This window comes from Streptomyces siamensis (assembly GCF_039543605.1).
GTDB lineage: Bacteria > Actinomycetota > Actinomycetes > Streptomycetales > Streptomycetaceae > Streptomyces > Streptomyces siamensis.
In genome coordinates this window covers 1-16,908 of sequence record NZ_BAABKB010000033.1, presented here as the reverse complement: position 1 = coordinate 16,908, position 16,908 = coordinate 1, and the positions used below count along the sequence as shown (strand labels likewise).

Annotated in this window: 7 protein-coding genes; 2 read left to right on the top strand and 5 right to left on the bottom strand. The window is 68.4% G+C overall.

What is annotated here, in order from left to right:
• Positions 1-217: 217 nt before the first annotated feature.
• Positions 218-7,270 (bottom strand): glycoside hydrolase domain-containing protein, encoded by a 7,053-nt coding sequence (locus ABEB03_RS34770; protein WP_345656864.1) that lies wholly within the window; start codon positions 7,268-7,270, stop codon positions 218-220.
• Positions 7,271-7,734: 464 nt separating this feature from the next.
• On the opposite strand from ABEB03_RS34770, the gene ABEB03_RS34765 reads away from it, so the two are divergent.
• Entirely contained in the window at positions 7,735-8,082 is a 348-nt protein-coding gene (locus ABEB03_RS34765) for a hypothetical protein (protein ID WP_345656862.1), read from the top strand.
• A 65-nt stretch (positions 8,083-8,147) separates the two neighbouring features.
• Here the strand turns inward: ABEB03_RS34765 and ABEB03_RS34760 are convergent, their stop codons facing one another.
• Positions 8,148-8,879, bottom strand: coding sequence for an alpha/beta hydrolase family protein (locus tag ABEB03_RS34760; protein WP_345656861.1), 732 nt, complete (start codon positions 8,877-8,879; stop codon positions 8,148-8,150).
• Positions 8,880-9,212: 333 nt separating this feature from the next.
• Between ABEB03_RS34760 and ABEB03_RS34755 the strand changes: the two genes are divergently transcribed.
• Complete coding sequence (locus ABEB03_RS34755; RefSeq protein WP_345656860.1) at positions 9,213-10,427, top strand: glycoside hydrolase family 3 N-terminal domain-containing protein; 1,215 nt, start codon at positions 9,213-9,215, stop codon at positions 10,425-10,427.
• Positions 10,428-10,601: 174 nt separating this feature from the next.
• On the opposite strand, the gene ABEB03_RS34750 is transcribed toward ABEB03_RS34755, so the two are convergent.
• From ABEB03_RS34750 to ABEB03_RS34740, 3 genes are all read right to left on the bottom strand, one after another.
• Positions 10,602-13,079, bottom strand: coding sequence for a SpoIIE family protein phosphatase (locus ABEB03_RS34750; RefSeq protein ID WP_345656859.1), 2,478 nt, complete (start codon positions 13,077-13,079; stop codon positions 10,602-10,604).
• 336 nt (positions 13,080-13,415) lie between these two features.
• Positions 13,416-14,132, bottom strand: a complete 717-nt coding sequence (locus ABEB03_RS34745; protein ID WP_345656858.1) for a response regulator — start codon at positions 14,130-14,132, stop codon at positions 13,416-13,418.
• On the bottom strand, positions 14,129-16,908 hold a 2,780-nt coding region (locus tag ABEB03_RS34740), incomplete at its 5' end, for a hybrid sensor histidine kinase/response regulator (protein ID WP_345656857.1). The genes ABEB03_RS34745 and ABEB03_RS34740, both read right to left, overlap by 4 nt.

The window sequence follows — 16,908 nt, the reverse complement described above, 5'->3', positions numbered from 1 at the left end:
CTGGGTAGCCTGCCGACCGGCGCTCTGTTGCTGGCCTTTTCCAGGTTGAGCATGCTCTTGAAGGTGTCGATGACGGCCTCGATACGTCAGAGTACGCCGACGGCCCCTTTGGATGAACCACAGTGGTTCATCCAAAGGGGCCGAGCGCTACCGGCGTTGCCGCGCGAGGATCAGCAGGATCCTGGCGCCGCTCCACGGCGCACAGCTGGTCCGGCGATCACCGCGTGCCGTTGGCGCCGTCGGTTCTCAGGGGCTCCGCCCACTCCGCCGCCGGCGACCAGAGTCCGGTGCCGTCGGCGGAGCCTGCTCCGTTGCCTGCGGGGTTCCACAGACTGGATGCGCCGGCGTCGCGGTCACCGCCGTTGCCTCCGGCCGCGACCGGCCGGTCGTCGCGGTCCGTGGGCTGGAACCCGACCGTGTAGGTCCTGGTGAACGAACCGTTGGCCGAGGTCACCTTGATGGTGCGGGTGGTGAACCGGGAGCCGGCCGACGAGAGGACCGAACTGCCGTCGGTGACCTCGACCCGAGCGCCGGACCGGGCCGGTGTGGCGGAGACGGCCGGGATCTTCTTGTTCTTCGGCCAGTCGACGACGTACGTGGACACGTTCGGATCGAACCCGTCGATCGCGACACCTCCGACAGTGATCGACTTGGCGTCGGCGACACTGGCCTTGGTGGCGTCCGAGAAGTTCTTCACCGTGACCGACCCGTCGGCGCCCACGGCCACCTTGGCCGCCATCGCCGCCGCCAGGTTGATCCGCTGCCAGCTCGCCCGGCCGTCCCCGGTGAGGTCGAGCGGGTACCCGGAGTCCGTGGCGGTCTGCTCCAGGATCTGGGTGCGCTGTTCTGTGGTGAGGTCCGGGAAGGACGTCAGCAGCAGGGCCGCCGCGTCCGACGGCGCCTCAAGAGCCTGGCCGGCCTTCCCGACCTGGGAGAAGCCGTAGGTCAGGCGCCGCGTGTACAGGTCGACGTCCTGCGCCTCGCTCAGGCCGGAGTAGGCGTCGCCCTCGCAGGCCTCTAGGGTGTCGCCGTATCCCTGCTTCTCGCACTGCGCGAGCAGGACGTTCTCCATCTCGGTGTGGGCCTGCATCAGCAGATCCGCGAACTCGGGATCCGCCCACCGGTGCGCGACGGTCGCCTGTCCGGAGATCCGGCCGCCCATGACGTCCAGCGGGTAGTGGAACCCGAGGACGATGCGGTTGTTCCCGTACTCCGAGGTGCGCGCGAGGATCGACGGTGCGAGCTCCGGCAGGAGCGTGGCAAGGATGGTGCCTGCCTCGTAGCCGCCGTAGGTGTGGCCGCTCGGGTACGAGCCGCTGGTGGTGAGGCTTCCGTACGAGCCGTCCTGCGACTCGTAGATGTGGCCGCCGTCGCCGACGAACCCGAGTCGCACATACGGGCGCAGGTAGCTGTAGTGGTTCTTCGCCGCGTCGCCCTTGTCGAGGCTCTTCGTGACGCGGGAGAACAGAGCGCTGGTCTTCGGTAGTTGGCCGCCCTTCAGAGCATCGCTGTAGATCTGGCCGAGCCGGGAGCCGAGGCCGTCGGCCATCGTGACGGTGGAGCTGTTCGTCGCGTCGACCTCGGCCCGGTCGACCTCCTTCTGCGTCGCCGCGTTGTTGATGCGTACGGCGATCCGGTCGTTCTCAGCGGTCAGCGGGGTGCCCTGAGACACCTTGGTGTTGGCGCCCAGGATGTCGGAGTCGAGGTCGTCGAAGCCGTTGAGCAGGTCGTAGAAGTAGTCGGTCCCGTCGCCGGTCCCCGGCCACTTGTCCGACGCATAGGTCGCGTTCAGTGTGTCGTCCGGGAAGGGGGACGGCACGTACGTCGGGTCGGAGGCGTCCGCCGAGGCGGTTGCGGCGGAGGTGTGCGCCGACGTGGCCGCGGGGGAGTCGTCCGAGTTTCCGGCCAGGGTGAGCGCGGTGACGGTCGCGGTGTGCGCCTTCGCCTTGCCTGCGGCCGCGAGCAGCGCCGTGTGGGTCGTGGCGGAGACGTGTGTCGTGGTGCCGTCGCTGAGGGCGACGGTGTAGCCGATGATCGGGAACCCGCCGTCGCCGGCCGGGCGCCAGGTCACACGGACCAGTTTGCCGGCGGTGATCACACCTGTGACCGTGGGCTTCTGCGGCTTGCCGCCGTCGGTCACCACGGGTGCGGTGGCCGCGCTCGGCTGCGAGGTGCCGACGGAGTTCACCGCACGGACGCGCGCCGTGTACGGCTTGCCCGTCCGCAGCCAGGTGAACGTCGTGCTCCGGCTGTTCGGGTCGCGGATCTCGACCTGGTGGCCGTCGTCCAGGGTGACCCTGTAGCCGGTGAGCGGGGAGCCGCCGGTGTCCTTGGGCGCCGACCAGGCGACGGTCACGCTCGTGCCGGACGAGGTCGCCGACACCGCGTCAGGCGCGGCGGGCACCGTCTTGGGCTTCGTGGTGAGTGCGGACAGGGCGTGCTGGAGCGCGTCGTACCGTGCCGCAAGGCTCGCGTCCGTGGCCGTGTCGTTCACCAGCGCGGTCTTCGCCTCGGCGAGTGCCTTGGTGAACGCCTGCCACGACGCGTCCGTGTAGCGCGCGTCCTCGAGGGCCGACGCGGTCGTGACCAGGTCCTCCAGTCGCAGCCTCGGCAACGGGATCAGCTGCTTGGCGGCGAGGGTGAGGCTGCGGCTCCGGGTGTCGACTTCGAGCTGGGTCGTGCCGTCGGCGTCGACGAGGGTGCGTGCGGCGGCGAGTTCGCGCCGGTACACACCGAAGTCGATCGTGTCGTAGCGTGCCGCTTCGGCGGAGAGCCCCTCGTACCGCTCGATCGCCTTGCGCAGGGCTGACTTGTCCGTGACGGCGGGCGTCTCGACGTGGTTGAAGGTGATCCGGCCCAGGTTCGCGACGTACGGGTGCGAGGAGTCCGGGTTCGTCGTCAGCCGCAGGTGGACGGTGTGCGTGCCGGTGATCGCCTTGGGCAGCGTCAGGCTCGTCGTCCCTCCGGACGACCACGCGGCTCCCGTGACCGGCAGCGGCACGGTCGCGTACGGCGTGCCGGGGTCGGCCGTGTCGAAGGAGTCGAGGTACAGCTCGACGGCGGAACCGGTGCCGCAACGGGCGGAGTTGTTGACGTAGGTGATCGTGACGGTGCTCTTCGAGGAGCTGCCGAAGTCGATGTCCCCGTAGTTGAGCCAGGCTCCGTTGTAGGTGCCGCCGAGGTCGGTGGTGGAGCCCGCGCCGGTCCAGCCGACCGGCTCGCTCTTGAGCCCGCCGCCGCTGTTCGAGCGGAACGCGGTGGCGTCGAAGCCGACGGGGGCGTCGGTGTCCTGCGTCAGGGTCAGAGAGTAGATGTTCCCCACGTAGGGCTGGGAGGACGACTGCGTGCTGGAGACGAAGTCGGCGTATACGTCCTGGACGCCGGTGAAGACGCTCGGATCGAGGTGGATGCTCGTGGTGGCGATGGTTCCCCAGCCCGAACCGCTGTAGTCGAGGGGGACGTTCACGGTCTTCGGGCCGTCCTTCGAACCGAGATGCAGTTCGATGTGCGAGTCCGACGCCGCGCGCGACTGAGGTTTGTCATAGCGGACGGTGACGGTGTCGGCGCCGTCGCGCAGGTCGGTGTCCTTCCATTCGGCCCACGCGCCGTTCGTCACGTTCTCGAAGATGCCGTTCGAGAGGTTGAGCGGGGCCGAACCACCGCCGGTCGTGGTGCTGTTGACCGCGGTCAGTGTGGCGAGCGTGGTCGCGGGGGACGTGGAGACGTCGTACGGCGAGAACTGGTACCAGTCGAAGTTCGACACCCACTGCTGGCCGGCCGGGGCGTGGAACACGAACGTGGCACTGGAGGCGTCCATCAGAGCGTCCGGGTCGGTGACGGCCGCCTGCACCGTGCTGTAGTACTGCCAGCCGCCGGTTCCGGGAAGCTGGACGGTGGCGACGAGGGGCCCGTCGGCAGCACCGGCGTGGATGTCGACACTGCTCGGCTTCGCGTCGGTCGCCTGCGAGTTCGCGTAGCGGACCGAGACGGTCCGCGGGGCGACTCCGCCGAAGTCCAGTTTGGTGAACCGCTCCCACGAACCCTCGGTGACACCACCGAGATTGCCGTCCGAGTTGTTCTTCTCGCTGGTGAGGCTGGGGCCTTCCTTCTGGTCGGGGGACTCGGCCTGCAGGACGGCGTAGCCGCCCTCGTCGATGGTGAGCGTGTCGATGGCCGACTGGAGTGCGTCGTCCGCGGCCATGATCGTGCCCGTCGCGGAGTCGGTGTCCGCGAGGACGGTCCGCGCGCGTTCGAGCGCCGAACGGAACAGCGTCCAGGAGCCGTCGGAGTAGTTGCCGCTGCGCACCAGCACCGCCTCGTCGACGCGTGCGCGAAGGGCCTTGCGGTGCACCGCGGCGGCGGAGACGACGAGCGGGTCGGTCGGGGATATCCCGGTGCCACGTACCGTCGAGGCCGGAACGCCGTGGGCGAAGGACTCGTCGTGGAACGTGATGCCGATGTGCGCGTCGACCTGCGTGGCGCCGGTGAGTGACAGCGTCGCCGTGCGCGAGCCGGTGACACGGAGGTCCGCCGTGACACCGCCCGGCAGGCCGGTCACGGTCGCCGCTCCGGTCCTGGTCAGGCTGGTTCCCTTGCGGGCGGCGAACGACGCCGGGCCGGACAGGGTGAGCTTCACGGCGCCGTCGACGGTGCCGTCTCCGTCGGTGTCGACGGTGCCCGGACGGGCGGAGACGATGGTGTCGCCCTTGCCCGTTCCCGTTCCGCCGTCACCTGTGTCGCCGGAGTCGGTGTCGAGCGAGTACGCGGGCTCGGTGTGGGCGCCCCACTGGGAGGGCTTGGAACCCATGGTGAAGTCCAGGGTTCCGCCGGAGATGATCTGCGAGTAGTCCAGCCACGTGTTGTCGAACCGCTTGCCGTTGAGGGTCGCGCTCTGCACGTAGTAGTCGCTCGGCGACACGCCGTCGGCCTTCACCGTGAACCGGGAGCCGTTGGCGTAGGTGATCGTCGTCGAGTCGAAGAACGGGCTGCCGATCTGGAACTGGCTGGATCCGGCGGTCACCGGGAACAGGCCCAGGGCGGCGCCGACGAACATGGTCGACATGGTGCCGGCGTCGTTGTCCATGGTCGGCAGGAAGCCGTTCGGGGAGAGCTTGTAGACCTGAGTCCTGACCGGCGGGGTGAACTGGCCGCCGGAGCTGGGGGCTTCGTTCGTCGAGCCCGTCGCGATGTAGCGGTTCCAGGTCGTGCCGGTGTAGATGGCGCGCACCCACTTCTGCGTCAGGCTCGGCTCACCGACGTAGTTGAAGAGGTAGGGGGCCTGGAGGTCGATCTCGTTCGCGTTGGAGTGCAGCATGGTCGAGCCGTCGTCGACGGTCGAGTCCTCGCCGAACATGTGCTTGACCGCGGCCTTGCCGGCCTTCTCGCCGCCCATGGCCTTGATGAGGCCGCCCATGTCGTACGCGTCGTACCAGTGGTACTGCCACAGCGTGCCCTGGTAGAGGCCGGCCGCCTCGAACTTCTCGTAGTCGGCGCTCTGCCAGTCGCCGTTCGCCGCGCGCGGGGTGAGCAGACCGACCTTGGTGCCGTCGGACGCGGTCCAGGCACCTGACTTCACGAGGTTGTCGATCGCCATGGTCGACTGGGTACGCAGCTTCTTCGCGTCCGCGTCCTTGCCGAGCGCGTCGGCCACGACGGACAGCGCCCACTGGTCGTAGCCGCGCTGGACGGTCGTACCGGGATCCCCTGTGACGTATCCCTGCCGCAGCTGCGCTCCCGTGTAGTACCCGGAGTACGACAGCAGCGCCGGGTACGCCTCGTCGAGCCGGTCGAAGTTCTTGAAGCCTTTCGACAGCGCGTCGGCGACCAGCACGGCCGAGCGCTCCCAGCGCACGGTCGGGACCGAGTGGGTGAGGCTGCCGAGGCTCTTGCCCGAGGTGCGCGTATCGGCGAAGAGCACGATCAGCGACTGGATCATGTCCCGGTAGGTGGCCGGGTCGATGTACGCCTCGACGGAGTACTTGCGGAAGTCGTCCCAGGTGGACCAGCCGTCGTAGTACGTGAAGCCGTTCGCCTTGTGCACCGCTCCGTCGGCGCCGCGGTACGTACCGCTGGTGCTGGTGGCGTTCACCGGCAGTGCGTACATGCGGTACAGGTGTGTGTAGAACTCCTTGGTGAGCGTCGACCCGGGGTCGGACTTCGCCGAGGAGCGCACGTCGACGGCGCCCAGCGCGCTGTTCCACTCCGCCTTCGTCTGCGCGCGCGCCTGGTCGAAGGAGAGGCTGCCCACCTCGCTCTGCTGGTCGGTCGCGGCCTGTTCCGCGCTGATCGGCGACAGCGTGATGCGCAGTTCGATGTCGTCCCCGTGGGACTTGTCGAACCCGAGGACGGCGCCGGTGTCGGACCCGTCCTGCGTGGTCGCCCCGCTCAGCTTGCCGTCGCCGCCCCAGCTCTTCAGGGAGGTGACGGGGACGTTCGTGGTGGCGTCGTAGTACAGCTTGTACGAGGCGCCGTTGAACGACCCCGCGACGAGCCCGCTGATCGACGTGGTCCCGTCCGGGAGCGTCGTCGTCTTCATGGTCGAGCGGGTGCGGCTGGTGAAGTTGTTCGCGAGGTCGAGGACGAGCTCGGGGTTCGACCCGGCGGGGAAGCTGTACCGCTGCAGCGCCGTGCGGGTCGTCGCGGTCATCTCGGCCTTGATGGTGCCGGAGTCCTGCTTCACCGACGACGCGGTTCCGGAGATCGCGCCGAGGCCCACCTGGTAGGAGCCGGGCGTCGCGGTCTCGTCGTCGTGGCTGTACGCGTGGGCGTACGTGCTGGGGGCGGGCCGGTTGTCGTACTGCACGGAGGTCGGGACGACGAGCAGGTCGCCACCGCCTCCCGAGCCGCCGACACCGTCGAGGTTCGTCGCGGTGAACCCGGCGATGTGGTCCTCGTTGTAGTCGTACCCGGTGTGATTGCGGTCCGGCGTGGTCAGCGGGTTGACCTTGGCCAGTCCGTGGGGGGCCTGAGCGCCCGGCAGGTCGTTGCCGTCATCGCCTGCGGTCGACACGAACGGGTCGACAAGTCTCGTGTAGTCCGTCCCGCCGGACCCCGTGGCCGTGGCGGCGACGGGCACTGCCACGGCCGCGCCGCCACCCGCCAGCGCGGCGACGCCGAGCGCCCCGGTGAGCAGCGCCGCGACGGCCGCGCGCACTGGCCGGCGACGCCGGACGGCGGCTCTCGGAGGGATCACGCGGGGGAAGGGGGGATGGGATCTGATGGGCACGGAACCTCTCCAGCGTTGCTCTACGCACGCTCGGTTCGGCTCCATCGGTATGACAACGTTGTCATCTCGGGCCGCCGGGCGTGCAACCCAGAGTGAGAAGGAAGTGAACACCCAGCATCGCACCCAAACATGGGATTGCACCCGCCGCGTTCACGACCGTCTGCCATGACACACGGAAAAGGCGTACAAGGCGCGAACAATGATCGAACAGTACGAGCGTGCCGGACGCCGTGAAGGCGACGCCGAGGGGGAGTGGTTGCGGAACTGCGAGCCGAGTAGCCGTTAGCCGACGCTTCACCGGGGCCTCGTATGCCACCGCGCCTCGACGCACGCGCTGATGCGGGACAAGCCTTAAAGGGTGTTGCACAACAGTGATCACGCTCAGATCCGGCCACTCGCAGCAAGGTCAACCGCCCGGATGTGCACCGTTTTCCGCCGTCCTTACAGGGGCTTCAAAGCCCCTTCGGAGAGATCAGTCCGCGTTGTGCAACACCCTTTAGGGTGCCGACATGGCTGTCATGGAGATCCGCAACGATTCAAAAGGGTGGCTCACGATGTGGCTCGAGCCACTCGGTGAGGATCGATGGCTCAGGCCTGACGAGACGTTCCGAGTCCGATCTGACTACAGCGGTGACGAGTTGGCGTTCTCCGTGGTCTTCTGGGTGGACGACGACGACCGGTCGGCAGGAATCGAGAATGTCGCCGTCTGGATCGAGGCCGGTGACTGCTACGCGGAAGTCGTCGACCAGGCGGGCCGTCTCGTCGAATGCGGGCACCAGCGGCCCGATGACGTCAACCGGCGATGGGGAGCCGCGCTCGAGGAGGCGCGAAAGCGCGCAGCGGAGCGCAAAGCCTGAGGAGATTCACGTGCCGATCGGGATCGTGGTCCCGATCGGCACGTCATCGACTGCGGTCGATGGTGTCAGCCGAGATGCCGGGCAAAGAACTGAAGGGTGCTCCCCAGCTCGTGGGCCGGAACCTCGCCGTGCTTGCCCGGGTTGGCGTGCAGTGTCTTCTCGGCCGAGGCCAAGGCGTCGAACAGCGCCAGGCCTTGGTCTCGCGGCACCCGCTCATCGTCCCACTGCAGCAGGAACCGCACGGGAACGGTGATGCGCCCGGCAGGCTCGCCTGCTGCAAGCGCTCCGCCGAGTCCCAGTACCGCGGCGCGCACCCGGGATTCGGCGGCGACGAACGGTACGCCGAGTCCACACCCCAGCGACACACCCCAATAGCCCACGGGACCGGTGCCGACGTGGTCGAGTCGCTGAACCGCATCCAGAACCGTCTGCCATTCCGGGACGGTCCGGCGTGCCACGAGTGCCTGGAAGGCGGCCATCAACGGGGCCAGCTCCTCGCCGGCCGCCACACGCGCCTGGTTTTCGGTCGCGATCCGGTCGTAGTTCTCGTCAGTGGGCCGGTCACCGTGGCCGGGCACGTCGACGGCCACCACCGCGAATCCGTATGCGGCCACCAAGGGGTAGGCCAGAGCCAGGATCTCAGGAGCCTTCTTGTGCCGGCCGCCGCCGTGTCCCATCAGGATGAGGGGCCGAGTGCCGACGGCGGCTTCCGGGGTCCAGAGCACACCGGGTATCTCGCCGAGGGTGAAGTGTTGTTCGCGGACGCCGTCAACCGACGTCGCAGTGCCGAAGCGCATAGCCATTCTGGCCTTTCGGGATGCCTTCTGCGGGCACTCCCTGGACCATGCGAGTGAGGGAGTCCCGACCTGTCACAGCGTTGATCGGTCTCACCTCCAGAGCTCGTAGTGGTGCACGGCGCAGTGAAGCTACCATGCGGACACTCAACAGCGCAGACCTGCAATGTGGTTGACGCCTGGTGAGTGACTCGGTTCAGGCGACTCCCGGACCGTGCTCCTGCCGACGGCATCGGCCTGAGGGTTCAGTCCCCGCGCGTTGATATCATGAGTTCGGCAACTGACCACCCGCTCAGAATCCGAGCGGCCCGTCGCAGGCACACTCGGAGTCTCTTCATGGCATTGCACCGGTCGCCCGCCCACCCCTTCGGCATCAAGCGTCCCGTCTGGTTCGCGTCCTCGCTGGCGCTGTCGCTCGCGGTGGCGGGAGTGGCAGGCGTGCAGATCTCGCAGGCCGCCATCATCGACCCGTCCGGGACGCCCAAGAACCTCGCGGCGAACACGTGTGCCGACAGGACCTTCAGGGCGATGACGGTGCCGCAGCGTGTCGGTCAGCTCTTCATGGGATCGGTGACGCCGTCCGCGCCGGACAGCACGCGCATCGAGCTCATGCGCAAGTACCACGTCGGCTCGGTGTTCCTGGCCGGCCGGAGCAGTGCCGGAACCACGGCGACCAACACCCTCGTCCAGGGTCTGCAGGCCAAGGCTGACAGCGCGGCAGGGCACCGTGTGGGCCTTCTGGTGTCGACGGACCAGGAGGGTGGACAGGTGCAGGTGCTGAGCGGGCCCGGATTCTCGACCATCCCGAGCGCCTTGACGCAGGGAAGCTGGACGACGTCGAAGTTGCGTGACGAAGCCGCCGTATGGGCCAAGGAGCTCAGGGCAGCCGGTGTGAATCTGAACCTGGCCCCCGTTGCGGATGTCGTGCCCGAAAGCCTGGGCAGGGCCAACGCTCCGATCGGCCGGTACGACCGCGAGTTCGGACACACCGCTGCGACCGTGGCCCCCCACAGTGACGCGTTTCTTGCGGGCTCCGCCCAGTCCGGAGTGATGGCCACGCTCAAGCACTTTCCGGGGCTCGGCTACGTACGGGACAACACCGACACCACAGCCAACGTCGTGGACACCGTGACGACGAGCGAAAGCGCGAGCATCACCACGTTCGAGTCCGGGATCAAAGCCGGAGCGCCGTTCGTCATGATCTCGTCCGCCACCTACAGCAAGATCGACCCGACTCACCGGGCCGCGTTCTCGTCGACGGTGATTCAGGGCCTGCTGCGCAAGACTCTGGGCTTCAAGGGCGTGGTCGTATCGGACGATCTCGGCAACGCGGTGGCGGTGAAGGCCGTGCCCGCGGGCGACCGGGCGGTGAAGTTCTTGTCTGCCGGCGGTGACTTGGTCCTCACGGTCGAACCGAAGCTGATCCCGGCCATGACCCAGGCAGTGCAGGGTCGCATGACACAGAGCGCGACCTTCCGCGCGCAGGTGGATGCAAGCGTCCATCGCGTTCTGAACGCCAAGCAGAAGGCCGGCTTGCTGTCCTGCGGATGACCCGGACACCCCGAGGTCTTCAGGCATCCGCTCGATGCCGGCGTCTGCCGACCACCGGCGGAGGCGGGTCAGCAGCGAGGCTCACAACCCGTATCGCCGTGCCGACATCGGCCCTCCGACCACGCGCCAGGTGTGGGCACGTCGGCACGCACGCCGTTCGGCTTCCTGCGCGCGTCACGGGTCAGGGGGACCGTTGCCCGGCCCGGGCAGGGAGAGTTCCGCCCAGATGACCTTGCCGTCCTCGGTGGAGCGGGTGCCCCAGCGCAGGGCGAACTGGGCGACGAGGAACAGTCCTCTGCCTCCTTCGTCACCCAGCCTGGCCCGTCGCATGTGCGGAGTGGTGCTGCTGTGGTCGGAGACGGCGCATATGAGTTTGTTCTCGGTGCGGATCAGGCGAAGCTCGATGGGGGCCTGGGCGTGCCGGATGGCGTTGGTGACCAGTTCGCTGACGATCAGCTCCGCGGAGAACGACAGATCCTCCAGCCGCCACCGCGCCAGGCAGTCGCTGGTCACCTTGCGGGCCTGCCCCACCGAGGCGGGATCGAACGGGAGGCTCAAGGTGCCGACGTTCTCGGCGGCGATCGGGCGGGGTCGCGCGACGAGGAAGGCGACGTCGTCCGGTGAGCGTTCCGGCAACAGGGCCTGCTCGATGGTGTCGCAGATTTCCTCCAGAGGCCGGTCGGGGTGGGCGAGAGCGAAGCTGATGCGTTCCAGTCCGGTGTCCGCGTCACCGTCGGCTGCCGTGAACAGGCCGTCCGTGTACAGGGCAAGGACACAGCCGTCCGGGACGTCCACCTCGGCCGACTCGAACGGCAGGCCCCCGATACCCAGCGGGGGACCCACGGGGATGTCGGGGAACTCCACCGCCTTGTCCGGGTGGGCGAGGGCGGGCGGCGGGTGGCCGGCGCGGGCGACGGTGGCGCGGCGCGTGACGGGATCGTAGATGCAGTACAGGCAGCTGGCGCCGACCACGCCCTCGACTCCTGTGGGGTGTGCCGCGTCGGCCTCTTCGGCCAGGCGCTGGACGAGGTCGTCGAGGTGCGAGAGCAGCTCGTCGGGTGGCAGGTCGATGTCGGCGAGAGTGTGGACGGCGGTACGGAGCCGTCCCATGGTCGCCGCCGCGTGGAGGCCGTGGCCGATGACGTCTCCGACGACCAGTCCCACCCGGGCGCAGGCCAGGGGCAGGACATCGAACCAGTCGCCGCCGACCCCCGCCTCGGTGTCGGCAGGCAGGTAGCGGTACGCGGCCTCGACGGCCAGGTGGGCCTGCAGTTCGTGCGGGAGGAGGCTGCGCTGCAGGGTGAGCGCGGACAGGTGCTCGCGGGTGTAGCGGCGCGCGTTGTCGATGCAGACGGCGGCGCGTGCGGCGAGCTCCTCGACGAGCAGCAGGTCGTCGGACGCGAAGGCTTCCGGGGTACGCCAACGCATGAGGGTGGCCACCCCCATGGTGATCCCTCGCGCGCGCAACGGAACGACCAGGTGTGAATGGACACCGAGGGTGCGCAGGCGGCCGCTGCGCACGCTGTCCTGAAGCAGCCATGGGCTGGAGAGGTCCAGGACGGCGTTGAGGACGGGGTGGCCGGTGGCGAGGCAGTGCCTCTGAGGGGAACCTTCCGGGTAGTCGACCGGCCGACCGGGTGTGACGACGGCTTCGGGCAGGTCTTCGCGTACGGAGCGATGGACCGCCCTGCGCATGGCCTCGTCACGGCCGGGGCACCGGGCGTCGGGTTCCCGACCGTCCAGTACGTCGCCGAGCAGGTCGATGGCGGCGAAGTCGGCGACCTGCGGCACCAGCACCTCGGCCAGTTCCTGGACGGTGCGGTCGAGGTCGAGCGTGCTGCCGATCAGGACGCTGGCCTCGTTGACCAGGGCCAGGCGCCGTTGTGCCTGGTGGAGGTCGGTGACATCCACGGACTCCTCGCACACGCCCAGTGACCGTCCTTCGTCGTCCTGCAGCCGGTAGTAGGACAGCGACCACACATGTTCATGGTCCGGATCGGAGGGAGGGCGGCCGCGGTAGTGCAGTCCCACCACGGTCTGCCCGGTACTGAGCACCCTGCTCATGAGCTGGGTGACCGTGGTGGGGTGCTGCGCGGACAGCACCTGGCTTCCCGGATACAGCTCGTCCTCGCTGCGTCCCAGGTAGTCGGCGAACGGCCCGGGCAGTTCCTGCCGGGCGGCGGCGTTCGCCCAGGCCACCCGCAGGTCGGGGCCGTAGATCGTCATGCCCACCGGGGACTGCGTCGTGATGCCGTGCAGCACGGCCTGCTGTGTCTGCCAGGCTCTGAAGTCCTCGGCATCCGTGAGGAACAACAGGAACGCCGGACCCGAGACCGTGTCGGCAAGGCGATGGCGGACCACCGTGGCCCGCAGGAGGTGGCCGTAGCGGTGACGGAAGGTGAGGTCGCGGCGACACTGGGAGGCCGGCTGCTGCGTGAGCCACGCCGCCGGCCCCTGCCCCTCGGCTTGTGCCGTCAGCGTATCGATCGAGTGCCCCAGCACCTCCTGTGCGCCGTAACCGAGCAACTTCTCGGCCTCCGGGCTCCAGCCGGTCACCACTCCGCGCCTGTCCAGCATGACGGCGGCGGTCTCGAAGCTCCTCTGCTCGTCGCCGAGGCCGACCGCCTCGGGACCACTCGATGGTGTGGTCATGGCACGTCAGCCCTTCGCCACCCCGGTTGCTGGGCGGGCCCGCCCGCTGTCTCAAGGATCGACCCGCAGCGGGTGGAGCACAAACGCCAGACCCCTCTCTGCTCGGCCCGGAGATGACCCTGTGCCCGGTTGAGGAGGCCGAGGCCCTGGACACTCGTCGGTAGGGCCGCAGCGCGTCTCCGAGCCCTGTCGCGGGCCGCGGGCGCGGTGGTCCGTGTACGCGCGGCGCCGGTGGTCCGTGCGCGGGCGGCGCCGGTGGTCCGTGTGCGCGCGACGCCTGTGCTCCGCGTCAGGGCGGCGCCGGTGGACGGCCGATCCCGGGGACGGCCCCTGCTGTCACTCGGGTCGCAGGAGCAGACTGCCGACGGCTCGTTCGAGTTCGGCCACGCGGTTGGCGAGGTTGGGGGTCTCAGAGCCTTTGGTGTCGCGCAGCAGGAGTTCGACCTGCGCCAGCTGCTCGCCTATCTCCGCCAGCCGTTCCTCGGGCCATGCAGGCGTGGCACGTGGCGCGGTCTCTGGTGATGGCGGTCGATCCTCGAGGCTTTCGGGCGTGGCTTCGTCCTCGGTCGCCCCTGCGAGGGCCTTGGGGGCCGTGGCGGTCCCGGCCTCGGCGAAGAGACGGCGCAACTGCTCGGCCTGGGAAGCCAGTTGGCGGTTCTTCCGATACAGGTCGAGAAAGATGCTGACCTTGGTACGCAGCAGCCACGGGTCGAACGGCTTCGTGAGGAAGTCCGCGACACCGATCGAATATCCGCGGTAGGCATAGTCCGCCTCGACCTCGGCCCCGGTCAGGAGGATGACCGGCACATCTTTGGTCTGGTCCAGACGCTTGATGTTCGCGGCGGTCTCGAAGCCGTCCATGCCGGGCATGAGGACGTCGAGCAGCACAACGGCGAAGTCCTGCCGCAGCATGGCTTTCAGCGCCTCCTCACCGGAGTGGGCGCGCACCAACTTCTGGCCCAGCGGGCCGAGCAGGGCCTCGAGCGCGATCAGGTTCTCTTCGATGTCGTCGACAATCAGGATGTTGCACTTCTCGGTCGCGTGTGTAGTCATGACCCCTGCCTCGACGGGTCCACGTCGTCTTCGACGACGTCCTGCGCCTGCTCGGGCGGCGGACTCGCGGACTGACCCTGCGGGTCGAGCAGATCGCAGGCCACGGACAGCAGGTGGTCCACGTCCACGGGTTTCGGAACGTACTCCGAAGCGCCCGCTTCGAGGGCCTTCTCCCGGTCTCCCGGCATGGCCTTGGCGGTCAGCGCAATGATCGGCACACCGGCGAAGCGGGAGGATCGCCGCACGGCGCCGATGGTCTCGTACCCATCCATCTCGGGCATCATGATGTCCATCAGAATCAGCGAGATGGCGGGCACACGGTCCAGCATCTCGAGTCCTTCGCGTCCGTTCTCGGCATATTTGGCGGTGATGCCCACCCGGCCGAGCACATGCATGAGCGCGAAGACGTTACGGATGTCGTCGTCCACGATGAGGACGGTGCGCCCGGCCAGCACCTTGCGCGGCCGACCGGTGATCCACTCCTTGAGCCGCGTGGTTTCCGGCCAGCTCGATGTGTCCCGGCCGGTGGCCGCTGCCGTCATGCCGACGGGGAGCTCCGGGACGCTCGTCGTCCGCGCCGCCGAGGGAGCGTCGAGCGGCCCGGCCGACAACAGGGAGGCGGGCGGCGTGGTCTCCGCCTCCGGGCTCGCGGGGATATTCCGAGATTCGGCCGTGGGCGCAGCTTCTGCGCTGTAGCGCGCGGGCACGTACAGCGTGAACCGGGAGCCGACGCCGGGTTCGCTGTCGGCGACGATCCTGCCGCCCAGCATGCCGGCGATCTCCCTGCTGATGGAGAGTCCGAGCCCGGTGCCGCCGTACTTGCGGCTGGTGGTGCCGTCGGACTGCTGGAACGCCTCGAAGATGACGGCCAGCTTCTCCCGCGGGATGCCGATTCCGGTGTCCTCGACATGGAACGCGAGGATCGGTTCGCTCGTCGGCAGTCCCTCCCGCTCGATCTCCTGGCCCGTTGCCCGTTCGACCCGCAGCTCCACGCTGCCCGACGACGTGAACTTCACCGCGTTGGACAGCAGGTTCCGCAGAATCTGCTGGAGCCGCTGTTCGTCGGAATGCAGCTCGCTCGGCACGCCGTCGCCGATCGTGACGTCGAAGGACAGTCCGCGCTCGCTCGCGAGCGGCCGGAACATGGCATGCACGTAGTTCAGCAGCTTGGTCAGCGGCAGCTTCCTGGGATGGACGTCCATCCGGCCCGCCTCGATCTTCGACAGGTCCAGGATGTCGTTGATCAGCTGGAGCAGGTCCGATCCCGACCGGTGAATGGTGGCCGCGAAGTCCACCTCCTGTTCGTTGAGATGCCCGTCGGGGTTGTCCGCCAGCAGCCGGGCCAGGATCAGCAGCGAGTTCAGCGGGGTGCGCAGCTCGTGCGACATGTTGGCCAGGAACTCCGACTTGTACTGCGACGAGCTGGCCAGCAGGGCGGCCTTGTCCTCCAGCTCCGCGTTGGAGCGGCGTAGTTCCGTGGTGAGCCGCTGCGACTCCGAGAGCAGGGCCTCGGTGCGCGCGTTGGAGAGAATCGTGTTGATCGAGACGCCGATGGTGTTCACGAACTGGTCGATGAAGGCCAGGTGGACCTCGTTGAACCTGCTGAACGAGGCGAGTTCGATGACTCCGAGCACCTCGCCCTCGAACAGGATCGGGAGGACGACGATGCTGGTCGGCGGCGCCGAGCCGAGCCCGGACTCGATGCTGATGTATCCCGGCGGAACCGCGTCGACAAGGATGCGCTTCTTCTCGAGAGCGGCTTGGGCGATCAGTCCCCGCACCGGCTTCCTCGTGTCGGGGTGGGTGCTCTCGTCCGGGCCCTCGGCGCTGCCGTAATCGGCGATGAACTGCAGGCCCCGGCCGGGTTCGGCACCCGCCTCCGCCAGGAAGAAGGCCCCGAACTGGGCGTTGACCAGTGGGGTGAGCTCACGCAGGATCAGGTCCGCGACCTCGACCAGGTCGCGGTGGCCCTGCATGAGTCCGGCGATACGGGTGAGGTTCGACTCCAGCCAGTCCTTGGCGCGGGTGGTCTCGCGGAGGTTGGAGACCATCAGATTGACGTTGTTCTTCAGCTCGTTGACCTCGCCGCTGGCCTCGACCGCGATCGAGCCGGTGAGGTCGCCCTGGGCCACTGAGCTGGCGACCTCGGCGATGGCGCGTACCTGCGTGGTCAGGTTGAGGGCGAGTTCGTTGACGTTCGTCGTCAGCCGCTTCCAGGTGCCGTAGACGCCCTCGACCCGTGCCTGGCCGCCCAGTTGGCCTTCGCTGCCGACCTCGCGGGCCACGCGCGTGACCTCGGCGGAGAACGAGGACAGCGTGTCGACCATGGTGTTGATGGTCGTCTTGAGTTCGAGGATCTCGCCGCGCGCGTCGACGTCGATCTTCTTGGACAGGTCGCCCTGGGCGACGGCGGTGGCCACCTGGGCGATGTTGCGGACCTGCGAGGTGAGGTTGTCCGCCATGAAGTTGACGTTGTCGGTGAGGTCCTTCCAGACTCCGGAGACGCCGCCGACCTGGGCGCGCCCGCCCAGTTGCCCTTCGGTGCCCACTTCGCGGGCCACGCGTGTCACCTCGTCGGCGAACGCCCGTAGCTGGTCGACCATCGTGTTGACGGTGTCCTTCAGCTCGAGGATCTCGCCGCGGGCGTCCACCGTGATCTTCTTCGAGAGGTCACCGTCGGCGACGGCGGTGGTGACCTGGGCGATGTTGCGCACTTGGGAGGTGAGGTTGGAGGCCATGAAGTTGACGTTGTCGGTGAGGTCCTTCCAGACTCCGG